The sequence below is a fragment of the Gottfriedia sp. S16(2024) genome, assembly GCF_050473765.1.
Taxonomy (GTDB): domain Bacteria; phylum Bacillota; class Bacilli; order Bacillales; family Bacillaceae_G; genus Gottfriedia.
The window spans coordinates 3,829,122-3,853,632 of sequence record NZ_JBFLUO010000001.1 but is presented as its reverse complement, the minus strand read 5'-3'; the positions used below and the strand labels follow the sequence as shown (position 1 = coordinate 3,853,632).

Genomic DNA, 24,511 nt, shown 5'->3' with positions numbered 1-24,511 from the left:
GCCTTCTTTTCTCTATTTGTTAAAAAACAAGTAGGGGGAATTGAAAATGGAAAATAACGAATTAATTTGTTTTCAAATCATTTCAGCAGTTGGTTCTGCTAAATCCATGTATTTAGAAGCGATGGTCGAAGCAAAAAATGGCGATTTTGAAAAAGCTGCTTCCTTAATAGAAGAAGGACTCGATCTGTTTAAAAATGGACATCACTATCACGCAAAATTAATCCAACAAGAAGCAAGTGGTGAAAAAACAGACATTAACTTACTGTTGGTTCACGCTGAAGATCAAATGATGAGCGCAGAGACGATCAAAATTATGGCAGAAGAGTTTATTGGTTTATATAAGAAACTAGCTGCTTTTGAGTGTGCAAACTAATGGAATTAAACGTACAGTTGCAAGTTCGCGCAGAAGAGGTTTTCGAGCAATTGCTTCGTTCCATTATACAAGATTTCAAACAGAGTACAGGCCAGACGATTTCAAAAGAACAATTAGCGAAAGATTTTTCCTATCAAAAGAATATCAAAAACCGCATGGGTTATGATACACCAGTGAAAGTTCACATCGATGAGCTGATTCCATCGAAAGAATATCGAGCTACGATTGAACATTTAAAAGGAATCAATACAATGGCATATACTTTAACCGATAATGAAAATGGCGTTGAAATCCATTATAAAGAAGGCTACCAGGCTGCAACAGCACTACAAAATTGGAATTACATTTTAGCCTCCATTTTTTTTGCTCGAAAAAGCAAAAAGAATATGCGAAAGCAATTCGTTTATCTCGAAGAAGTAATCAAAAACGAAAACCTATCCAGTCAAAGAGAGGTGATATGATGCCAAGATTAGGTGTCTCAATTTATCCAGAACACTCCACAAAAGAAAAAGATCTGGCGTATTTATCGCTTGCTGCAAAATATGGGTTTAAACGAGTGTTTACTTGTTTGTTAAGTGTTGAAGGGAAAAATGTAGACGAAATTAAAGAAGAATTCAAAGAAATCATTAGTCATGCGAATTCATTAGGCATGGAAGTTATTTTAGATGTCGCACCGAGTATTTTTTCGAACCTTGGAATCACTTACGAAGACTTAAGTTTCTTTGCTGAACTAGGTGCTGCAGGTATTCGATTGGATGAAGGTTTTGACGGTGCAAAAGAAGCATTCATGACGTTTAACCCATATAATCTTAAAATTGAAATTAATGCCAGTCTTGGTACGAAATATATCGATAATATTTTAAGTTTTAATGCAAATAAAGATAATATTATTACTTGTCATAATTTTTACCCCCAAATGTATTCAGGATTAAGCTTCAAGCATTTTGAAAAATGTAGTAAGGATGTAAAAGAGCTCGGTTTAAAGGTTGCTGTGTTTGTTTCTAGTCAGAGTGATTCAACATTTGGACCTTGGCCAGTGAATGAGGGACTTTGTACGTTAGAGGAGCATCGTTTTCTTCCAATTAATGTAGCTACACGTCACCTATTCGCAACTGGTTTGGTAGATGATGTGATCGTAGCAAATGCCTATGCAAGCGAAGAAGAACTAAAATCACTTAGTAAGATCAATCCAGCGAAGTTATCTTTCAAGATCGATTTAACGGAAAAAGTGACCGATGTGGAAAAAGAAATTATTTTTAATTTCCCTCATTTTGTTCGTGGAGACATGAGTGAATACATGGCAAGATCAACGATGCCACGTATTTCATATAAAGATGCAAACATAGAACCTCATCATACTCATGAGTTAAAACGTGGCGACATCGTTATTATTAATAATGAATATGGTCGTTATAAAGGTGAACTCCATATTATTTTAAAGGACATGCCAAATGATGGTCGTAAAAATATAGTTGGCAGGATACCGGAAAATGAGTTGAAACTATTAGATTACATTGATCCTTGGAGAGTATTTGAAATATTTCCCTAAGGAATGTCTCAAATTAAATAGGATACTGATAATGGGTGAAAAATCTTCTACATGTTCTTTAGCAAGTAGAAAAGATTTCACCCTTTTTACAATTTATAGATTATACTTTAGACCTTTTTATGCTTTTGATTATTATATCTTTATTGTTTTTTTAGTTGGATCTCTATTCTTTTTGCCAAGTCAGATGATACCTTATTTAAATACTCCATAACTTTCATTCTTATATCTTGGGATATGACGATCAAGTCGCTACTTAAATTTTCTACTAGATGTTCTTTTTCTAAAGGAGTTAAGTTCATATAGAATTCACTAGCCTGCACAAAATCATCATGTTTTGTTATTGAAGTTCTTTCGAGTTGTCCTTCAGCATAACTTCCATCACCACTTGTAATTTGGTTAGCTGGAGTCCAGTTTTGCTGTTGATTGATAGGAACTTTACGAAATCCTGGCCCAAGTCTTCTTCTTTGAGAATCGTAATAAATATTGGCTCGGCCCTGCAGTATTTTATCATTCGATAATTCTGCACCATCAAGTAAATTTGAAGGAGAGAAGGCGACTTTTTCTACTTGTTCCATATAATTATCAGGATTCGTATTTAATACCATCTTACCTACTGGTATAAAAGGATATTCTTTCTCATCCCATACTTTTGTATCGTCTAATGGATCATAAGGAAGATGTACTCCGTCTGCAGGATCCATGAGCTGAACATATAAGCCATATTCTACTGGTTTACCACCCTCAATAGCATCGAATAGATCTTTACCAGCATAATCAGGGTTTTCAGCTGCAAGTCTATTTGCTTCCTCGCTACCAATGTATTGTACACCCTCTAATGGATACCAAAGGTACTTAACATACTTTCTAATACCTTGAGCATTTCTCCAAACATATGTACTAACACTATGACCTAGAATGTGACGAAGACTTTTTACTGTACCTTCGTCTGAGTATAGACGTACAACAAAATGAATAGATTCAGGTGCTCTTGCTACGAAGCTCCAAAATAGATCAGGGTCAATTAAGTTATTTTTTGGTGAAGGTGATAATGCTTTAATAAATTCTGGGAAACGCATCGCATCACGAACAGAAAAGATAGGGATGTGATTACATAAAAGATCAAAAACACCTTCTTCTGTATAAAATTTTGTAGCGAAACCACGTACGTTTCTGGAAGTATCAGGTGTTCCTTTCGTACCGACAGCCAATGAAAAGCGAACCATAACAGGTATCTTATGACCAGGATTTTGTAAAAAGTTCAGTATTGTGAATTCTGTCATGGAATGGATCGTTTGGAAATAACCAAATGCACCATATCCTTTCACATGAACCGGTCTTTCTAATATTTTCTCATGAATAAACTCTTGTAAGGACTCATGAAGTACACTATCTTGTTCCAGTACAGGTCCACTAGGGCCTACTGTTTGTGAATGAAGTTTAGCTGATTCAACATTAGTCCATTTGGAGAGGGCTCTATCTAAATTTTTTCTTTCATAATAGTCTCTATCTGATAAAGTTCGCCTATGTTTTGAATCTTTTTCATTCATTATCATGGCCTCCAAAATTTTTTTCCATCAATCATTACTAAATATGATTTTTAAACGATGAATATGAATTTTTAACTATTATTTTCAACGTTACATCATATTCACATTAACTACTTTCGGAATTTTCCTGTTATAAATGAAACTCTGACAGAGATAAATGTAACTATTAACATATGACTTCTAATTCGTATAAAATTAACTTGTATGGAGTGCGGGAAGAAGGGAAGAAGTTATACATAAGTTCCACAAAAAGTATTGTAGTGAAAAGTGCTAAAAGAATATTAGGGAGAGACTATATAAGAAGAAAGTCTACGAAAAAGAAAAAACTTTTGTCGAGATTCCGAACTATAAAATGTAACCTTAGAATTAAGGCGCAAAATAGAATAGCATGAAATTAAAGGATATTTTCGTTATTAATAGAGTAGGTGGTGTCTCAATGGAAAAAATTTGTGGGAGATGCGCCAAAAAAATAGGGATGTCAAAAGAGGATCGAAGTTATCACAATTAATTAGTGACCTCATAATAAAAAGAAGCTTACGCGAGTAAGTTTCTTTTTTTAAACGAGGGGTGGTCATTATTTACTGTTTCGATTTTCTTTCTGGCATCAGATGAAATTATTTTTTAATATAGGCATATTTAAAAGTGTTAGGACCGTAGACATAGAAGTCTTTTAAATATGGACGTTGAAGATAAGAAGTCCCTTTTTGATATAGAGGTACAACTGCAGCATCATTCAACAAGATTCTCTCGGCTTCTTTCAACGCTTCCCAACGTTTTGGTAAATTATATAGCAAATCTGTTTTAGCGTGTTTAATTAAATCATCATATTTTGGATTGGAGAATCCAGTTTGATTAAATGCACCGTTTGTAAGGAACATATCCAAGTAAGTCATAGGATCTGGGTAATCCGCTCCCCAACTGGAAAGAGAGATATCATAATCCATAGCCGATTCTAGCTTCAATTTTTGAGCATTAGGTTGTTGTTTAATATTAATCGTTAATCCACTTAAGTTTTTCTCGAGTTGCTCTTTTAAATATTCTGCAATCAGTTTAGAGCTGTCATCATCGTAATTTAACATCTCTAACGGTACATTTGTGACACCAAGTTCCTTTTTTGCTTTTTCCCAATAATCTTTTGCTTTTTTTAGATCAAGATGTTCATATGTAGAAGTTGATTCTTGGAAATCTTTTCCGTTTGGACCGAAAGCTAACTCCTTAGGGACTAAGTAATCAGCAGGTACAGAGCCGTTGTTAAGAATTTCATCTGCAATTCCTTTTTTGTCGATGCTTAAGCTAATTGCTTTTCTGGCATTAGGATTTGCTAACAATTTATTTTTTTCATTCAAACGTAAGAAGTTTGTTCTGCCATTCAAATAAGTTTTCAGGGTTGCATCATTTTTATATTTATTCACAAATTCACCAGTTAAGTCCACACGGTCAATTTGCTTTGTTGTGTATAAGTTTAGAGCGGTGGAAGCATCTTTTACGACATTAATATTAACTTCCTGCAGTTTCACTTTATCTTTATCCCAATAATTAGGATTTTTTACAAGTTGAAGCTTCTGTTCATGAGTCCATTTTTTGATGATAAATGGTCCATCATATAATACAGCATTTGCTTCTAAACCATATTTTTTCCCTTGTCCTTCAACGAACTTTTGGTTCAATGGAAAGAAAGTTGAAGAAGAAACTAAATCAATAAAATATGGAACAGGATTCTCCAACTCAACTTGAAATGTATGATCATCAATTGCTTTGACACCTAGTTCATCAACAGACAGCTGATTTTCGTTAATTTTTTTCGCATTTTTCACATCATCTAGTAAATATGCGTATTCTGCACCTGTTTCTGGATTTACAGCACGCTTCCAAGCGTAAACAAAATCTTCGGCAGTAATCGGATCGCCATTGGACCACTTTGCATCCTGAAGTTTAAAAGTATAGGTCTTTTTATCTGGGGCAAGAGTATAGGACTTTGCTAAGGCTGGTTCCGGTCGATTATTCTTGTCCACGCGATACAAGCCCTCGAATACGTTATTCATTGCAGAAATCGATACAGAATCTGTTGCTAACGTAGAGTCTAAAGTGGAAATTTCCGCTGTTTGAGTTACATTTACAATCTGTTTCGATGCTTTTGATAAAGCAGCTGTTTGCGTTTCTTCCGTTTTGTTGCTGCATGCTGTAGTAAATAAGCTGGTAGTTAGTAGTACAGATAAGGCCGTATATCCTACTTTTTGATTCATCTTCACATTCCCCTTTGTGTATATTGACTAGATGAAATCTTTCTTTGCATTAGCTTTAAAGAAAACAAAGAAAAATTATGAAACTAGTATGACAAATTAATTATCATACTATTCCGATGGGAAATCAAGGGATAATTTATCAGCTAAGTTAGCGATTCACCAAATAATATTAAAAATGGTAGCCAAGGATAGTACGTATACATTCATAAATTCTTAAATTCCACCGCAATACTAAACTCAGAATTTGCGAAATTGTTAATTGAAAATAATGAGACCACTATGACATTTACGTCTATTTACATGTTCATCCTATGGAAGAAAATATTACAGGTCCTGATGCGAAGTTTATGATTTCATTTCCAAAAAAAGGACTATATAAAATTTGGGGACAACACTATTTATTCGTTAACTTTTCTTCTATCTGAAGAGGACAATAATTTAGTTATGAGAACTGATGATAGTCACTATGTTATCTGTAAAATATCTTGAATTAGAAATATTTTAGTATAAAATTACTAGCATTTAATTATTTGCAAAAGAGGGAGAGCAAAACATGCTTGAGGTCACAGTGAACATTAATTATAAAGGTAAACACTATTTAACAAATGTTATTGTTCAAAAGGGCACACCAAAAATTCAAATTTTAAAGTTAGCGCAAGAACAAGTAAAAAATCAATGGTAATTTTAGTTTGTCTAAGGGAGGGAATTAAATCATATGAACAATTTTAATAATCATAAAACATACAATCGTGTTTACAAAGATGGCGAGATGACATTAGGTCTTCATATTCCTCTTGAGAATTTTCAATTCGATTCACCGACAATGAAAAAACAAGTTGAACTATCGCAAATGGCTGAAAACTATGGATTTACAGCACTTTGGTTAAGAGATGTAATTTTAGAGGATCCAAATTTTGGTGATCCAGCGGTAGGGCAAATATATGACATGATGATTTACTTAACATATTTAGCGAGCCAAACCAAAGAAATTGGTTTGGGTACAGCTGCAGCAGTTTTACCTTTAAGACATCCATTACAATTAGCCAAAGAAATAGCAACTATTGATCAATTGTTTCCTGAGCGTCTTTTATTAGGGGTTTCTTCAGGGGATCGTCTAGCTGATTTTGATGGATTAAATATTTCTCATCCAAATAGAGGGAAAGCATTTGTTGAAGCATTCGAATTTTTAAATAAAGTTTTATATGAAGATTTTCCTATAATTAAATCTTCAAACGGTATTATATCTGGTGCAAATTTAGTTCCAAAACCAACTAAACATATTCCAACCTTCATTACCGGGTATGCACAGCAAGATATGGAATGGTTTGCTAAGAATGGTGATGGATGGATGTATTATCCACGTCATCCACATGATCAAGAAGAAACGATAAAAAGATGGAGAGAAATGGTCGCTATTCATCATCCTGGTGTTTTTAAACCATTTAGTCAACCAATGCATTTAGATTTATCCGATGATCCAAATGAAATGCCAAAACCTATTCGATTAGGGTTTAGACTAGGAAGAAACTATCTAATTCAATTACTAAATATTTATAAAGAAGCAGGTGTCAATCATTTGTTTTTTGCTTTATTTGATAGTATAAGACCTGCTGATGAAGTCATTCAAGAATTGGGAGAAGAGGTAATACCTCATTTTCCAGCAAATAAATTGTGAAATTTTTTATAAATTATAAGAAGTAAACCTACATGAAAGCAAAAGCATATTCATAAAACACAATCAAATCAAAAGTTAAATAAGTATTAGTTTACTGCTTATTTTTTATAGTGTTGCAAAGATCTTGTAAAAAACTTGTAAAAAGAGTGTAGTCTAATTTGCATAAAATTGTTACATTTCTAAGTTAACATATATAAGTATATGTCAAACTTAGGGAGATAACGATGAAACGAATTATTCATAAATTAATATTAGTAGCTGCAGGTTTATCATTTACTATACTTCCAAATGGTGTATTTGCAGAGAATATAGGAAATTCAAAGATTAAGAGTATACAAGATAAACGAGTAAAAGTTCAAGAAGAAACACAAAAAGCAAAAAATGAGATGGATCAATTAAAAGATCAGAAAAAATTGTTATTAAATTCTTTAGATACAATTAACACATCAATTGAGAATACAAAAATAAAGAAGAGCCAAAAAGAGGCAGAATTAATAAATGGCCAAAAAGAAATAGAAAATTTACAAGCTGAAATAGAAGAATTTCAAAAACGTTTAGATCAACGTCAAGTAATCATAAATAATCGTTTAATTACAATACAAAAATCGGGTGGAAATAATTCATATTTAGACGTTATTTTTGATGCAAAAGGTATTGGTGATTTAGTACAACGAATAAACGCTATTGGTAAATTTATGAATACTGATCAAGACATAGTTAAGGAACAACAGAACGATATTGTAAAAGTTGAATTTAAAAAGAAAGACATAATGACAACTCAATATAAGTTGGAAAATGATAAAAAAGAACTTCAAAATTTAGAAGGTTCACTTGTTAATCAAGAAACTCAAATGAATGCTATTCTAAGCAAACTTAAGGATGATGTTTCTGATAAGGAACAGGATATTTTGAGTTTAAAAGAACAGGAAGAACTATTAAAAGAACAGGAAAAAGCTATAAAAGTCGCTTCAAGTATTTCAGGTGGTAAATTTACTCGACCAGCGGAAGGGTATGTATCTTCAGGTTTTGGCTATCGATCATTTGATCATGAAACGCATTATGGCGTAGATATTGCTAAAAAAGGAACTACACCGATTGTCTCAGTAGCAAATGGCGTTGTAATACGAGCTTACCATTCATCTAGTTATGGTAATGTTGTCTTTATTACACATAATATTAATGGAAAAGTATTTACATCAGTTTATGCTCATATGCAAAATTATCAAGTCTCAGCAGGGCAAACTGTTTCAAAAGGACAAAAAATTGGAATGATGGGAAATACGGGGCATTCTTTTGGTAAGCATCTTCACTTTGAATTGCATGATGGACAATGGAATCAAGCAAAATCAAACGCAGTTAATCCAGCAAAGTATATCAACTTTTAAGCTTTTATAACACAAATCGAACCACATTTATCTCTTATAAAGCCAAGGTCACAAACCAACCTTATTTTTATGTAGTGATTCATCAATATTTCAACAATCTATTAACAGCCTATTTTAAGATAGGCTGTTTTTGATTTTGGAAAGATATGTGTGTGATGTTTATCGCATAAATGTCCATCCACACATTTCTATTTATCTTAATTATCTAATAACGTTGATATATCAAGGGGTGGTAACATATTTTTGCCATTGATTTTGGAAAGATATGTGTGTGATGTTTATCGCATAAATGTCCATCCTCATATTTCTATTTACTCTTAATTATCTAATAACGTTGATATGACAAGGGATGGTAACATATTTTTGTCATTGATTTGTGACAAAAATGTGTTTAATCGATAAAAGTGAGACACAAATTTGCTATTTATACCCATTAAATTTTTAATTATATGTTTTGCGATTGGTTAAACTTATTTACAATATAAAATTAATGTTCAATTCAGTATAAATGTGTGAGATACTAGAATTACTAATGGAAATGATTGAGAGGACGCGAATCAATGCAGTATCACTTTCCTGTTATTTTAATACCAGCACTTAGTCCAGATGAACGATTGATCCATTTGGTTAAGGAATTGAAGTCTAAATTTAATCCACATATTATAGTCGTTAACGATGGTAGCGATCCACAGTACAATGGAATTTTTCAGAATTTACGTCAAATAGACCAATGTACCGTTCTTGACCACCCTCACAATTTAGGAAAAGGGATGGCGCTCAAGACAGGGATTTCATATTTTTTAAAAAATTTCTCGAATTCGGCTGGTCTTGTGACAGCAGACTGTGACGGACAGCATACACCGAAGGATATTGATCAAGTGGCAAGAGCTTTGATGGCATCGCCAGATAATTTAATCTTAGGGGTGCGAAATTTTTCTGAAGAAAACATACCATTCCGTAGTCGATTTGGAAACACATTAACCCGCTCAATTTTTAAATATCTAACAGGTTTGTCTATTACGGATACACAAACGGGCTTACGTGGAATTCCCGTTTCATATATGAAATTTTTACTTAATTTGTCTGGTGCGCGGTTTGAATATGAGTTGAATATGCTCCTGGCCTGTAAACAGCAGGGGATTGACATCAAGGAGACAATGATTGAAACAATCTATTTAGATAAAAACAGCAGTTCACACTTTAATCCTCTAGTGGATTCTATTAAAATTTATTTTGTGTTCTTTAAGTTTTTATCATCATCTCTTATTTCTTTTGTCGTTGACTATGGGTTATTTGTGCTATTTATTTTTTTATTAGAACATAGGATTGGCACAAATGCAGCTGTGTTATGGGCTGGCATTATCTCACGTGTCATTTCATCAATCGTTAATTACATATTAAATGCAAAAACAGTTTTTAAACATTCTTCTGCAAGGTCTGTCGTACGCTATTATATTTTATCAGGGATTCAAATGATCGTTTCAGCGTATGGAGTTACTTTCCTACAAAATGCCTTCCACGGGGGAGCGAGTATATTAAAAATAGTTGTGGACTTATTGCTTTCTTTCAGTAGTTTCAAAATTCAAAACGAGTGGGTATTTGAAAAAACAAAGAAACGTCAAAAAGTTAGCAAAACGTAAAATCATTCAGAATACTATGATTAAAAATTTTTATGAATTAGGCGAATCAAGCTAGACGATTCGCTTATTTCTATGGAAAAGTGCGCTGAATTAATGTTTCAAAGTCGAAAGAAAGGTAACAGTTATATGCTAAAAAAATTCATTGGACGTATTTTGATTGTGTTGTTCACTATTTTAATAATACTGACTGTCGGACTCGGGTTCGTACATAACCTAATTTTAGATAAAAATTCAGTTGTGACAAATTCTCTGCTTCCGAAAGATTCACCAAAACGAATGATGCTGATCTTTCCGCATCCAGATGACGAGATTACCGTTTCTGGAGAAGTTTTTCGTGAGATTCACGAAGAAAACGCCAAGGTAACGATGGTTGTTTTGACGGAAGGAGAAGCGGGAAAAACAGGTGGTGTAGTCTCGAAAGATGAGCTCGGAAAAGCACGCGAGAAAGAAGGGGAGTTTGCAGCAAAAACGCTAGGCGTAACACCTGTTCAAGCAACTTTCCCAGATTCCAAGCTTTCTGAAGTCAATCCAATTGAGTTGAAAAACTACATTTATCAACAAATAAAAAAATATAAACCGACGACGATTCTCACTTACGATGATGTTGTGGGATATTATGGGCACCCAGATCATATTTTTGCTGCAAAAATAGTTCGAGAAGTGTTTCGTGAGCATAAGGACGATTCGTCTTTTTCTGCTAAAAGATTATACATGGTGACACTGCCCCCGAAAGTCTGGGATGGTATTTTGAAGTTTGGAAAGAAACTTCAGGAAAAATATCCGCTTAGGGAGAATCAAAGTCCACCGGAACCAACTAATGCTGTGATTGTTAAAGCATATGGTAAGCAGATAGATAAGTTAGCAAAGGGATACAAAACACAGCAGCAGGCGGTAGATGCATTGCTTCCAGGGCATCGGCAGATTCCTTATTGGATTTATTTTAAAGTGCTAGATCGGGAGTATTTTTATTTGGCTGAAGAGAATTAATGCTTTGGCTTGTGTTGTTTGTAAAGTTGACGTGAAAGATTTTTGTTGTTTAGTAAAGCTCCCAATTTTGGGAGCTTTTTTCATGATTTGAGAATTATATCATCAATTGAAGTACTAAACTAGTGAAGTAATTAAATTCGTGTCGTAAAAACCTAGAGAGGATATATATGCGTGTCGAAGTTATCTTTAAAGTAATCTTATTTTTGAGGTTTAATATTTTCAGGTAATCAATTGAAGTTATAGAAGTAAACAAAGTGTTTTCTTTAAAAAGTAGGTTAGAAAAAATTGTCATCCTTGTTATTGATTTTTCTGCTAGTTTACATAATATATATTATAGGAAGTTGAGGTAAAAACACTATAATCCATCTCAATTGAAAAGTATTCTTAGTGTTTTGAGATGAAACAGAAAAAATCATCAATTTAGTTAATCAGATCAAATAAACCAATTCATGTAAAACCAACTAATTTATTAAAACTCAAATTTACATAGTAATTTAATCATTTAAAACTTGAGTAAAAAAATTAATAAAAAATTCTTCAATAAAAAATAAAATCTTAAATTGTTAGTAATTTTAATTTATACAACAATTCAATCTGTTTATTGTTTATTTGCACTCATTGATTGTGTTTAGTTTTTTATTTGAGTTCAATTACCATTCCAACATTAAAAATCAATTTTGAAATAATCAATTTTCTCTATTTTAAAAATCATAAATCCCTTATTTAAACTAATACTTTCTTTTAAAATTTTTTCATGTGATTTCCCTCACAATATGTGTTTCAATAAAAAACATCACAATTTAAGCGATGTTTTTTAAAGTTATTTATTATCGATCCGTCTCAGTAAAGGTCATTCCTAAGTATCTTTCTGTTCTTGGATCAAATTCTACATTTACAAATACCCCGAATTCCTTACTTCCATCTTTTAATCTTAACCATAACTTGAATTTTTCTACTGAGACTGTTGGTGTTTTTTGTTCTCTCCCAATGTGTAAGTAATCTATAACATCCGATTGTGGGTATCTTTGGATTGTTTTTTCAACTGCAATTTTCCCCCATTTAGCATATGGAGGCTCATAAACTGGTTTTGCAGCAGTTGGGTTTACTTTGCAAAAAATACAAAATAAGAATGAGAAAATGAAAATTGCTCTGAATGTTCTTTTCATAATACCTCCTCCTTTTTGCTTCTATCCTTACTATTCGACCCCTCTACTCTATCTATCCGTTACTTGTTTGTGCAATTTATATCAGTTTTTACGCTTTTTACTAATAAAAAGAAATTTTTTACAAATAGTAATCCTATATGTATTTGATTAAGGAGGATTTATTTTGCAAAAAAATTTTCATTTTAAAACTGCATTTATTATCTTATGCATAATATGTATTTCACTAATTACTTTAAATATCAACTTACCTAAAAAAGAAGTTGATGCCTTTAGTAGTCAAGTACTCAGCCGTGGTTCAACGGGCGATGATGTTAAGGAGCTTCAAGAGCGCCTTATATTTATAGGGTTTCTTGACGACAAAGCTGATGGAGTCTTTGGCTGGAATACATACTGGGCTCTTCGTAATTTTCAAAAGGAATTTGGTATGAAGGTTGATGGTATCGCAGGAACAAAATTAAAGGAAAAGTTGACAAAAGCAACTAAGAATTATAAAGGTAGTACAGCAAATAATAATACTTCAAACAATACGCCGGCTAAACCGGATACAAATAAACCTAATAATTCGAATTCAAAACCAAATAATAAACCAATTGCAAACGCACCAAATGGTTATACAGATAATGACATTAAATTAATGGCAAATGCAGTATATGGAGAATCACGTGGTGAGCCATATATTGGGCAAGTTGCAGTTGCTGCCGTTATTTTAAACCGTTTAACAAATGCATCTTTTCCAAATTCAATAGCTGGTGTCATATATCAACCAGGTGCTTTTACGGCAGTAGCTGACGGTCAAATTAATTTAACACCAAATGCTCAGGCTAAAAAAGCAGTAATTGATGCAATAAACGGCTGGGATCCAACCACAGGATGTATTTATTACTACAATCCTAAAACAGCAACAAACCAATGGATTCGTGGCCGCCCTATTATTCTTACAATAGGACAACATATTTTTTGTAAATAATTGTAGTGAGGTGTAATGATGAAAGGTAGTTGGATTGTTGTAGGTGCTTTAACAGCCGCTCTAATCGGTACTGGTTATTGGGGATATACGCAAAATCGCGATCTGAAAGAAATGAATTTAAAAGCCGAAAATAATTATCAAAGAGCTTTTAATGAACTAACATTTGATATGGATTTATTACACGATAAAATCGGTACGACTTTAGCAATGAATTCAAGAACGTCTCTCTCCCCTGCTTTAGCAGATGTATGGCGTCTTTCGATTCAATCTAAATCGGATATTGCACAGCTTCCATTAAAATTTGTGCCATTTGATAAAACGCAGGCCTTTTTAACTGGAGTTGGAAACTTTAGCTATAAAACAGCGGTTCGGGATTTAAATAAAGAACCACTAACTGCAAAGGAATATAGTAATTTACGCAATATGTATTCAACTGCTGAAAAAATTCAAGATGGACTACGGAATGTACAAACAAACATCATGAATAAAAACTTAACTTGGATGGATGTTGGCCAAATGTCCGAAGAAAAAAAAGCACCACGAGACAATAGTATCGTGGATGGTTTTAAACATATTGAACAAGTAAAAGCAACTACAGACAATGATTTTGGTCCTACGTTTTCGAATGGCCAAGAAGAATCTAAAGGCTTAAAGAAGCTAACTGGTAAAAAAATTGATCAAAATGAAGCAAAAAAAATAGCTGAAGACGCTGTACCGCTCAAAAATGTTACTAAAATAACAGTTACTAGAAGTAAAAGCGATAATGATCGATTTGAACCTTTTTACTCAGTTACAATGGCACACACTAACCCAACAGCTGATACGTATATGGAAGTAACAGAAACTGCAGGTTTGCCGATCTTCTTTATTACAAATAGACCCATAGCTAAACAGCAAATCAGTTTAGACGATGCAGTGAAAAAAGGGTTAAGTTATTTAAATTCAAAAAACTATAAGAACATGGAATTATATGATAGTTCACAATACGATACGATTGGTGTACTTCAAATGGTAAAAGCAATTGATGACGTGCGCATCTATCCAGAAGCAATTCAGTTAAAGGTTGCATTAGATAACGGTCAAATAATCGGATTTAATGCTAAAAACTATATTACATCTAACCATGTACGTAAAGTCCCTACTCCAAAGCTGACACTTGAGCAAGCAAAAGCAAAGCTTAATAAAAATGTTAAAGTAGAAGAAGAACGATTAGCTGTCATCTTAAATGATTTTAATAAAGAAGTTCTCACTTATGAATTTTTAGGTACATATAATCACGATACATATGATATCTTTATAAATGCAACGACTGGTGATGAAGAAAAAGTTAAAAAACTTTAAGTAATAGCATAAAAAGCACAGGTTTATTACTTCCTGTGCTTTTTTGTGTTAAAAACGATTTAATGTAATTGCATTAATATGTTCGGATCTTTAATTTTTTGATCTTGAGCTAATAAAACAATTTTTGATAAAATTTCTGCTGTTTTTGGATCTTCATCAATAAACGGTAAAAAGATTTTCCCTCTATGCTGTGAATGAACTGGGATAATATGTAATGCTCCCTTCGCATTCTTATAAGTGTTTCCACTTCCAAGATGTACGTTATATTCACCGAGTTTCCCATAAATTTTTGCATGATTTTGAGAGAAATCAACATTAGAGATTTTCATTAATCTAATTGACTCGTGAATGATTGCTTTTCGCATCTCAATAGTTGATAAACTTGCCTCAGGATCGACTCCTCCAACATGCGCTATACTTACAACCAAATCAACATCCCTCATGACCTCAGAGTAAATAATAGGTGGTATTTGCTCAATTGAAATGTTTTCATATGTTTTACGATTAATAAATTCAATAGTCTCTAAAGTAGGTGCTTCAACATCAGATGGCGAAAACCAATCCGCTGCAGCATAAATCTTAACAATAATATTCTCATTATAATAAACCTTCTGTAATCCCTCTTCGTAACTTGCTGTCCATAAACGGCTCTTTAATAACGACACGGTTTTTCTTGGTTGTACCTGATGCCCTTCATATCTTCTAGAAATTTTTCCATTTGCTAATTCATCAATATTTGGTAAATATAATTCTCGAAAAACTTGTTTAAAAGGTTGAATGATTTTATTTTCAAAAATAAATCTTTGACATTCACTCCACGTACCACTCTCATATAAGTGTGTAGGATGTGCAATTTTTAAGAGGTCTGAATCATTTAGTTGATATTCTTGACCATTCGGACTAATCAGCTTGTTATCTTCAAAAAATCCAACTTTATTTTCAGAAACAAATAAAAGCTTACTGAGTAGTTGATTTACGATCATATTTTTAGTCAAATTGTCTATCTCTTTAACTGTAAATACCGTTTCTGAAACCATCGATTTTTCTAACTCTATTCTTGCTCTTCTTAATTGATTTTTAATTTCTTTTTTTACTTCAGTCAATTTCAAAATATACTCATTCTTTTTATACCTAGTTGGAACGGATTTTAAAACTTTGTCATTTTTATGAATGAGGAAATGAACTGTTCCTTTTTCATTTAATTCAAGTCTAATCATTAGATCATCAATCATTTTGAGCTCAAAATAAGTGTTAAATTCCTCTGCCTTTTTAGATTCCAAATCCCATGTCATTCGAATCGTATCTGAATAGCCTGCATTTCTAGCTAGATTTCCTAATGCAATTTCGACTACTTTCGCTTCACTTGCTCTTCTTTGGGCTCCATACTGTGTGCTTTCCTTTAAAAATTGCTGAATAAATTCATAGCGAGTTACTAAGTCTTTCTTAGTTGAATGATCTAAAGGAACTAAACTATAGCATAATAAATGCTCTTTATTTCGCTTATCGACTACAGAGCTCTTCAGATTATCTATTTTCAACTTGCCTAATACAGCATCAGCAAATAATTGTGATCTACGGTGGTTTGCTCCACCTGAAATATATTTGGCACATTCGTAAAGGATCTCAAACCGTTCTGATCCTAGCTCTTTATACGCCTCTGTAAACCAATTAATATCAAATGCACCATCATTAAATTGATTCGGCTCAATTGGAGAGTAATGTGCGACGATCGCAGCCTTTTTATCCTCAAAATCCTCGTTAATATGTGCATGGAAATACCATGCAGCACTTTTTAACCCGCTCCAATTTAAATAATCAGAAACAAGATCAAGCCATTGCGGAGCATACATTGCAGCTTCAAGTAAACGCTTTTCTGATATCTCTTTTTCATTTAATAAGTTAGATAAGATTTTAACATGATCATTTTCATTCGGATAACAGGCTTTTAACAATGAACTAAACGATTCTTTCTTTGAAATATCTTCTCCACTTGCGTAAAAATATCCACGAATAAACCCTTCATCGCCAATTCTCTCAAGAATTTGAACAAAGTAAGAAGTACCTTCAAAATAATTAATCCCACTAGCAAAATTAGATACATTTGTAGGTAAATCTCCACGCTTTAATTCAATTTCTAAAACCCTGTCTAGTATTTTTTGTGCTATTTGAGTAATTTCAGGGTATTCCTTTACTAATTCACTGTTTTCAATATAGAGTTCTCTAAAGAATTTATTTCGTTTTGAATCACTCAGAGTTTCTTTAAGAAGCTCATTTTCATCTATTACATTTAACGTGTAAGCACGTATTAATTCCTCTGGTGAGTGTTTAAACAAGCGCTTTGTACAGTAATGATAAAGATAATTTTTATATTCAAAGTACTCGATAAATGATTCATCGTCATAGATTGATTGTTCTAACCATTCAATTAAAGTCTCCGACAAATAAACATAAATCTTAAGCCAATTTGATCCATCCGCAATGAGTATTGAAAACGACTTTAATTGATTTAATAGATAATGGAATTTATCTTCTTTTGGAAGATCATCAAAATATGCTTCGATGATACTTCTAATTTGCTGTTTATACTTCTGGTCAACTATCATTTTGCTTACTTCTTTTAGGCTTGAGATTGCGAAAAATGAAATGAGTAAGTCTTTCTGACAGTCATTTAATGAAGTAAGACTTTCTTCATCAGTTAAATCATAATTTCGATACTTATAATCCCAAGGACTAATTGTATTTTCGTAGTAATTTACTAAGTAGTAGCTATTCAAATAAAACCATAATTCAATTATTTGGTTCGTCTGAAGCCCACTAGAAATTAAATAGTTTTTCCAAACATCTGGTAAAGGTAATTGGTCAACCATCTTTAAGTCATCTGATTTATAATGCCTTATCATTTCTATCTGACTACCTAATAAAACAGATTCTTTCTCTCCATTCCAGTATTCTATTTCAAATTCATAATCTTTATTTTCATGTACTAGTTCAGATAAACCATTTAAAAAAGCTGAAATTTTAGCCTTGTTAAGTGTAAACCATTCTTTTTGTTGGTAAGATTTTTCAATTTCAAGTTTACGAACTGGCCTAATTTTACTAGGGTCATATAAACCAAATCCATTTTTTTCATTCCACTCTTGCTTTGTTAATTTATCAATCTGCAACCGCTCATTTTCCGTAGGATTAGAGATTAAATGGAGTAATTCCATATATTGATCAAAGTTGGATTTATGTACTTTATGTTCTTTCGTTTGGTTTACAATATCCAATGCCCCAAGTCGTTGTTGAGCTTTCTTACTACTCAATAATCGTTTTAGCGATTCCGTTAACTGTTCGTGCTTAAGCTTTAAAAGTAAATGGATTGCTTCTTGTCTAATTAATGGTGTTTTAAGCGTAAGCAATGCCTCAATTCGTGGAATATCAGAGTCGTTTAAAGAAGTTATTTTTTTTATTTTAGCTATAGCTTCTTCTCTAATTAATACACTTCTATCTGCCAACGCATTAAAAAGATATTCCTTCTGAGTTGGTTCATCAATATTTACGATAAAATATTCTAAAAACTGAGACCTAGTTTCAGCGGTCATATATTTTTTGTACTCCATTAGTTGAGCAATCCAATTATGATCTAAATCATACGCTGTTAAATAGATTAAAATTTGAATAATCGTATCAGGTGAATAAGTTATTTCCATTTGTTTAAAAACGTTGGAATTTATCACTTTATTTGTCTTAGGACCATGTTCTAGCATATTACTAAAATAAATGAATTGCTTTTTTCGGACATCTTTATCTTGTAAAAGCGGTTCTTTATAATATGAAAATTTATTTTCTTTCTCACTTAAAATGTTATAACTTGTTGAACAATGATAGGGATAATTTTTAATCGTCCAGGCTTGCAATTCTATATCTGTCTGTTCGAAATGATTAGATAGTAGAGAATAAATAAGTGGTTTATTTTCTAATTGGCCAATTAAATAATGTACAACTACTTTTTGATAATGTAAGCCATTCGTTAAAATAAGACTAATTTCATTGATTAAATCAGCTTCCTCATATACACCTTTAGCCCATAAAGAAATATACAGCTTATCTACATTATTTTGAGAAGTCCAATCATTTCGTAAATCTTCGTTATTTAATGCTAAAGAGGTGTAGGTAATAATTTGATTCACGATTCTTTTATTATTCGACTCCAATTCAACACCGGTCCAAACACCTAGTGCTCTTACAATCGAACTAAAACGTGTTAAATTATTCTCTATGATTATTTGAAGCAAAAACTTCATTCCATCGATGGTACCTTCATCCATTGTTTCAACTATATTTTGTCTTAAGCCTTCTTGCAGACCCGCAGCTAAAAGCAGTTTACCCAAATCTTCATAGCTTTCCTGTTTATGAGATTTAAACATCCCTTTAATCATCCATCTACTTAGCAAAGCTGTATTATTTTCACCGTATATAATTTCTTTTAGTGTATTTTTTATTTCTTCATTTTCATGGTCAAGTTCATAAGCAATCAAATCACTTAATATAGAATGGTAATCATAGTCTTCTTTAAGTTCAGATGATGAGGTTAGAAGCGTTTTTAAAGTCACATCGTGCTCATTCCATCGTACTAATTCAAATGATTTTTCGATCACTCTTTTCGTATGTACTGTCAGATCCTTCGTTCGAAAAGGTCTTCTATAGTAACTTTCTGAATATGGATAATCAATTACATGAGCTAGAATATAATCAAATTTGTTTAATTCTTGTTCACCTAATAAGGATTTTATAATGAATCGAATCGGTTCAAAGCATTGATTATTAGTTAAGTTTGGATTTGCGGAAATCAGTTTTTCGATTGGTCTAACATAATCACGATTGTAATAAGAACTATTTTTTGCACCATTAACCATTAATCTAGCAATTTTCAAATGATCTTCATCAAGTAAATGTAATTTTTCTTCTAATCTTTGATAATATTCTTTATATTGATTCATGTTAAATTCCTTTCTACCACATACGGCCTGACAGCATCGTTAGTTTTATAAATGTAAACTCGTCATTTTCATGTAAGTCAATGTTTTCTTGAAGACTTTCTATTTCTTTATCATTTAAGAATACTTTAAATAGGCCGTCTTGGAATGCTAGTAATGCAGTAGAAATTGCTTCAATGACATTCGCATTCGTATCATTATTGATCGTATTAAATCCAATCTTACCTACTATTGATTTCAAATTAATTTCGTCCTCAGTTAGATAAGGAAGAAAAGGAATTCCAATTTCTTTTTGATTAAATGAATTTACATTAATTGAGATTAGTTCCTCAAGTAATTTTTCTAGGTTTATTGGTTTATTTTCAATTTCAAATGGTGTTTTTTCTAAAAATCCTTTTCGTCTAGATAAACTTTTTAAAGTAATAAAAATCTGCATATGTCTTTTCTCCTATAAGGTGATACTTTAATTTTAGTCGAATAGTTGGTAACTTGAAATCTAATAATTATTAAAAGTATCCAATAATATAAACAGAATAAATAAGGCACAAATTTAATAAAAAAAAGCAGAAGATTCTGCTCTTTTATGTATCAATAACTTGTATTAAAATATCTTCAAATACTGAAGCACTACAATACTAACCCCTAAAAAAATAACATAATAGCCAAAAATATTCAGTGATTGTTTTTTTAATAAATTGATCATCCAACTGATTGCTAAATAACCGAATATAGCGGCAGCCAATGTTCCAAGAAATAGAGGGAAAAACGGAATTTGCTCCGCGTTTCCGCCAAGTAGATCTTTTCCTTGGAAGATGATTCCACCTAAGATTGCAGGGGTAGATAGTAAGAACGAAAAATAAGCAGCGCTTTTACGTTCCATTCCTTTAAATAATGCAGCAGCAATTGTTAATCCTGAACGAGAAACCGCTGGGAAAATAGCAAGTGCTTGAAATGAACCGATGAATAAGGCATCAACCCATGTTAACTCCTCCATTGTTTTCTTCCCTTTTCTCCTTTTATCAGCAATAAACAAGATAATACCAGTAAAAATGAACTCCCACCCGATCGTTTTACCTGAAACAGATATTTCATCAAAAAAATCTTTAAATAATAAGCCTACAATTACAGCGGGTAATGTTCCTACAAAAAGTAATAAAGTTAATTTTGAAAAAGGTTTTTTTATCAAACCTTTCCATTCTTTACTGTAAAAAACAAACACCGCTAATAAAGTACCAATATGCATTAGCGTATCTAATAATAAGCCCGCCTCATCTAACCCGAATAAATGTCTACCAATATATAAATGACCTGTACTACTGATCGGGAGAAATTCAGTTAGCCCTTGAATGATGCCTAATATAATTGCTTCAATGTTAGACATAATCAATTCTCCTTTCATTCAAATTAGTAAATTATATGCGAAAAAATTTCAATTCTTGTCCTAATTATTAAAAACAAAATAAAAAAGCATCATGTTAGATGCTTTTTGGATGGTAATCTTGAAAATAACTTACTAGTAGGCTCTTCTTTTAATTCGTTTGAAATATAGTTTGTAGCGTCTAATAGTTTTACTTCGTCAACATCAGTCGTTATCTCAACTCGATGTAAAAATGATATTAAATCTTCCGTTTCAATCATTCTATTTTGTTCATTAGATGGAAAACACCCTCCGAACCCTCCATTTGCTGATTCAAACCGCTGAATCCCATATGAAAGAGAAGTATAGATGTTAGAAATGCCATTCCCAAAAGTATTATAAAATTGCATCGAACAACGATCTTTCGGTATTTTTATTAATAAATCCTCCAAAAACAACTTAACTTGAAGAGGTGTTGCTTTGCCTGCAGTATCAACAAACGATATCATTTCCACTCCATCATCTAATAATTGCAATGCCAAGTCGATTGCTTTTTGATGACTTACTTTTTCATCGTGATAGCCAAATACCGTTGTAATATAAGCTCGAGTAAGCTTTTCATAATCTTTTGTTACTTTAGTCATCTCTTTTATATCTTTCAGTGATTGATTGATCGAGCAGTTTTTAATTTTAACATTATATGTTTCACTTGTTGATATAAAAAAGTTTATTTCATCTGCATCTACTACAAATGCTCTCATTAAACTTCTTTTATTTGGTACTAATACTCCATATGTAATATGATGATCTCTTTTTAGCTTCAATACTAATTCGGTAGCTTCACTAAACTGTTGTTTATTCGGAAAATTCATTAGAGTGGATACTTCGATGTGATTTAATCCACTATCAATAAGATAATTAATCCATTGTAATTTTTGGTCAATAGATAATCGTGATCCATATTGAAAATTAATACGAGGTCCAATTTCTTTTATAAATACAGACTGTGGTAGGTTCAATATGATCGACTCCTATTCTACTTTTTATTTTTTAAACAAGTTCCTCTGTAAATATCCTTGTATAAATTCTACTTGAGTCGAAAGTTATTTATGATAGATTGAGTAGAATCTTTAAAATAAAAAAAGCTCTTGATAAAAATATCAAGAGCTTTTTGTTAAAACGATTGTCTTAAATTAATAACCAATTGAAAATCGTGAAACTTCCATCTTTTGCATAAATACTCAATTACAAATATACAAACACGGTATTTTTTGGAAGAATATACATTTATTTGGAAGTTTATACTTCTAAATCTTCGCCTTCTTCAATTACATGGAATAAAAGATGAACTAAATGATGAATTGAACTAGAAGCATCCAGTTCAACTTCTTCTTCTTCAGAAGTTTCATCAACGAATTCTAAATCATTTAAATATAAAGCCATGAATTCATAAAAATCTTTCATCGCAAAAGAATAGCAAGCAACTGGTTCTTCATCTTCTTCATTATATTGAAGGACTAAATGAGATACATTTCCTTCATTATCCTCTGAATCTAGAAACACAAAAAAGCCTATATTCGTATCGATTTCGAATAAATGTCTAGTTCCACCTTCAGTAGACTTATGGTATTCCTCGTCATTCAATTTTTGGATTAACATATTATCTACATTATCTTCTTTGTGAAAAGTTACATTAAAAGATTTCATCATCATTCTCCTTTTAGATCGATTAATCAACGCATGTCTTCATTATGTAACATTCCCTATTTTATAGCAATTATTTCCATAATTAAAAAAATCAATAAACGGGAAATCTACAACTAAAAGGAGTGGGTTTGATGAGTAGAAAAAATAAAATTTTAGTTCCTGAATCTAGAAAAGCATTAGATGCTTTAAAAGCTAAAGTGATGCATACATCTAATCCTGAAGATGCTAAGTTCGAAGCTGCTGAAGAAGTAGGGGTTCCTTTAACGAAAGGATATAATGGTAATTTAACGTCTCATGAAAATGGTAAAGTTGGCGGGCGTATTGGTGGGAGTATGGTGAAGGAATTAGTTAGGATGGCTCAGGAGAATTTGAATAAACGTTGATGTAAAGTCCAAAAATAATTCATCACTATAAATAAAGGATATCTAAATTTTAAAATGTACCCTTTGTAAAGGACATTGAAAAAAAGTCTATGCTGTTTTTAGGAGATGATTTCTGTATTGTACAGGGGTGATCTTCTTTAATTTCCACTGATATCTATAGTGATTGTAATACTTCATATAATGTTTTATTTCTTTATTGAGCTCGTCAAAATTTTGACATGACTTAATAGGGGCTTCATCTTTAAAATGGCCAAAGAATGATTCTTGTGGTGCGTTATCCCAACAGTTTCCACGTCTAGACATTGATTGAATTAAACCCAGTTTTTTCACTTCCTGAAGACATTCTTATACTAACTTCTTGAAGCAGTTGGTAAATCATTTTCTGTACATAGAAGCAAATAATTCTAAAGCTTGATGTAGCTGTTTTCTACCTATAAAATAAGCAGTGGAATTCAAATACGAATTCACACTGCTTTTTAAGTATCTCGAAATTCATCACTCTAAGCTATTTCTTGTTGAAATAATGCATGCGACAGTTGAATAACAAATTTTTAAGTTTGTAAATACACTTTAATTACTTTCTCACATGTAATTTGGTCAAAACTAGTAAGCTTATTGTTGTTTAATCGCTTAAATGAAAATGCCCCTGATCCAATTATGAATTCAGGGGCATTAGTATTAAATATTCTTATACTCTTTTTGATTTATTTCCCTTAACTTTCTCAATAGCCATTTTGCCCAAATAAGATCTTTTCCAAATCTTGGAGAAAGGTCTATAGGTTTACATTCTACTTCGTTATGATTCAACTTGTCATAGACTTCTTGAGTAAAAAGAGATTTATCTACGTAGTTATTTAATTTGAAGAGATCCTCATCTTCTGAATTTTGATGAACATCTTCAAGTATCATAACTTTTGAAAATATATTGCCAAAATCACTCTCTTTAAAACCACCTCTAAAAAAATCGTCAAACAGATTGGACATATTAAACACTCCTTTTATTTCTGAATAAAGAGTTCAGCTATGTAGTGCATAAGGGTATCGTGTATTTATTGTACACAATGTTAAAAAGTAATTTGTGACAACTTTTTAAAATCTTAGGTTGAATTTTGTCCAACAAATAAAAAGTTCTATACTTAATTATTAAAACTCGCTTCATGATACATTTAATTTTACAACACTTTTTTAATAAAATTTTTTTTATTAAGGAAA

General features: G+C 32.0%; 20 protein-coding genes and 1 pseudogene. 11 read left to right on the top strand and 10 right to left on the bottom strand.

The features are described from left to right. Positions 1-46: 46 nt before the first annotated feature. The 3 genes from AB1282_RS18210 to AB1282_RS18200 are packed head-to-tail and all read left to right on the top strand — an operon-like array spanning position 47 to position 1,922. Positions 47-373 carry a PTS lactose/cellobiose transporter subunit IIA gene (locus AB1282_RS18210; protein WP_056465636.1) on the top strand — a complete coding sequence of 109 codons (327 nt, stop codon included), beginning with the start codon at positions 47-49 and terminating at the stop codon, positions 371-373. Then, the gene (locus AB1282_RS18205) at positions 373-834 is read left to right on the top strand and encodes a DUF3284 domain-containing protein (RefSeq protein WP_390312008.1); all 462 of its coding nucleotides are present in this window, start codon (positions 373-375) and stop codon (positions 832-834) included. Before AB1282_RS18210 ends, AB1282_RS18205 begins: the two co-directional genes overlap by 1 nt. Continuing rightward, complete coding sequence (locus AB1282_RS18200; RefSeq protein ID WP_429899715.1) at positions 834-1,922, top strand: DUF871 domain-containing protein; 1,089 nt, start codon at positions 834-836, stop codon at positions 1,920-1,922. Before AB1282_RS18205 ends, AB1282_RS18200 begins: the two co-directional genes overlap by 1 nt. Positions 1,923-2,062: 140 nt before the next feature. On the opposite strand, the gene AB1282_RS18195 is transcribed toward AB1282_RS18200, so the two are convergent. Next, a complete protein-coding gene (locus AB1282_RS18195) occupies positions 2,063-3,469 on the bottom strand; it encodes a catalase (protein WP_429899714.1) in 1,407 nt (468 codons plus the stop codon). A 614-nt stretch (positions 3,470-4,083) separates the two neighbouring features. After that, entirely contained in the window at positions 4,084-5,712 is a 1,629-nt protein-coding gene (locus AB1282_RS18190; RefSeq protein WP_429899713.1) for a peptide ABC transporter substrate-binding protein, read from the bottom strand. Positions 5,713-6,265: 553 nt separating this feature from the next. Between AB1282_RS18190 and AB1282_RS18185 the strand changes: the two genes are divergently transcribed. From AB1282_RS18185 to AB1282_RS18165, 5 genes are all read left to right on the top strand, one after another. Beyond that, positions 6,266-6,394: a BA3454 family stress response protein gene (locus AB1282_RS18185; RefSeq protein WP_429899712.1), complete on the top strand. Its 129-nt coding sequence runs from the start codon at positions 6,266-6,268 to the stop codon at positions 6,392-6,394. Positions 6,395-6,427: 33 nt separating this feature from the next. Continuing rightward, complete coding sequence (locus AB1282_RS18180; RefSeq protein ID WP_429899711.1) at positions 6,428-7,387, top strand: LLM class oxidoreductase; 960 nt, start codon at positions 6,428-6,430, stop codon at positions 7,385-7,387. Between the two features lie 224 nt (positions 7,388-7,611). Further along, positions 7,612-8,772 (top strand): murein hydrolase activator EnvC family protein, encoded by a 1,161-nt coding sequence (locus AB1282_RS18175; RefSeq protein WP_429899710.1) that lies wholly within the window; start codon positions 7,612-7,614, stop codon positions 8,770-8,772. 560 nt (positions 8,773-9,332) lie between these two features. Next, positions 9,333-10,412: a bifunctional glycosyltransferase family 2/GtrA family protein gene (locus AB1282_RS18170; RefSeq protein WP_056465623.1), complete on the top strand. Its 1,080-nt coding sequence runs from the start codon at positions 9,333-9,335 to the stop codon at positions 10,410-10,412. Positions 10,413-10,538: 126 nt separating this feature from the next. Then, on the top strand, positions 10,539-11,399 hold the full coding sequence (locus AB1282_RS18165) for a PIG-L deacetylase family protein (RefSeq protein WP_172795380.1): 861 nt from the start codon (positions 10,539-10,541) through the stop codon (positions 11,397-11,399). A gap of 827 nt (positions 11,400-12,226) precedes the next feature. Here the strand turns inward: AB1282_RS18165 and AB1282_RS18160 are convergent. Further along, a complete protein-coding gene (locus tag AB1282_RS18160; RefSeq protein ID WP_429899709.1) occupies positions 12,227-12,565 on the bottom strand; it encodes a DUF3889 domain-containing protein in 339 nt (112 codons plus the stop codon). 163 nt (positions 12,566-12,728) lie between these two features. Between AB1282_RS18160 and sleB the strand changes: the two genes are divergently transcribed. Together sleB and ypeB are read left to right on the top strand one after the other, a co-directional pair. After that, positions 12,729-13,532: a spore cortex-lytic enzyme gene (gene sleB / locus AB1282_RS18155; RefSeq protein WP_056465617.1), complete on the top strand. Its 804-nt coding sequence runs from the start codon at positions 12,729-12,731 to the stop codon at positions 13,530-13,532. 15 nt (positions 13,533-13,547) lie between these two features. Beyond that, on the top strand, positions 13,548-14,873 hold the full coding sequence (gene ypeB / locus AB1282_RS18150; RefSeq protein ID WP_056465615.1) for a germination protein YpeB: 1,326 nt from the start codon (positions 13,548-13,550) through the stop codon (positions 14,871-14,873). Between the two features lie 59 nt (positions 14,874-14,932). Here the strand turns inward: ypeB and AB1282_RS18145 are convergent, their stop codons facing one another. The 5 genes from AB1282_RS18145 to AB1282_RS18125 form a co-directional block, all read right to left on the bottom strand. Further along, positions 14,933-19,855 carry a DUF4132 domain-containing protein gene (locus AB1282_RS18145; RefSeq protein ID WP_429899708.1) on the bottom strand — a complete coding sequence of 1,641 codons (4,923 nt, stop codon included), beginning with the start codon at positions 19,853-19,855 and terminating at the stop codon, positions 14,933-14,935. Positions 19,856-19,868: 13 nt separating this feature from the next. Beyond that, on the bottom strand, positions 19,869-20,288 hold the full coding sequence (locus tag AB1282_RS18140) for a hypothetical protein (RefSeq protein WP_429899707.1): 420 nt from the start codon (positions 20,286-20,288) through the stop codon (positions 19,869-19,871). Between the two features lie 165 nt (positions 20,289-20,453). Continuing rightward, positions 20,454-21,233: an undecaprenyl-diphosphate phosphatase gene (locus tag AB1282_RS18135; RefSeq protein ID WP_056465609.1), complete on the bottom strand. Its 780-nt coding sequence runs from the start codon at positions 21,231-21,233 to the stop codon at positions 20,454-20,456. An 89-nt stretch (positions 21,234-21,322) separates the two neighbouring features. Then, positions 21,323-22,228, bottom strand: coding sequence for a hypothetical protein (locus tag AB1282_RS18130; RefSeq protein WP_429899706.1), 906 nt, complete (start codon positions 22,226-22,228; stop codon positions 21,323-21,325). Between the two features lie 280 nt (positions 22,229-22,508). After that, positions 22,509-22,916 carry a cytosolic protein gene (locus tag AB1282_RS18125; protein WP_069033110.1) on the bottom strand — a complete coding sequence of 136 codons (408 nt, stop codon included), beginning with the start codon at positions 22,914-22,916 and terminating at the stop codon, positions 22,509-22,511. A 131-nt stretch (positions 22,917-23,047) separates the two neighbouring features. Here AB1282_RS18125 and AB1282_RS18120 point away from each other — a divergent pair, with 131 nt between their 5' ends. Further along, on the top strand, positions 23,048-23,299 hold the full coding sequence (locus AB1282_RS18120; RefSeq protein ID WP_056465603.1) for an alpha/beta-type small acid-soluble spore protein: 252 nt from the start codon (positions 23,048-23,050) through the stop codon (positions 23,297-23,299). Between the two features lie 87 nt (positions 23,300-23,386). On the opposite strand, the pseudogene AB1282_RS18115 reads toward AB1282_RS18120, so the two are convergent. Beyond that, positions 23,387-23,629 (bottom strand): annotated as a pseudogene (locus tag AB1282_RS18115) (IS3 family transposase); the annotation flags it as partial. Between the two features lie 348 nt (positions 23,630-23,977). Further along, positions 23,978-24,283: a hypothetical protein gene (locus AB1282_RS18110; RefSeq protein ID WP_429899705.1), complete on the bottom strand. Its 306-nt coding sequence runs from the start codon at positions 24,281-24,283 to the stop codon at positions 23,978-23,980. Positions 24,284-24,511: the final 228 nt, after the last annotated feature.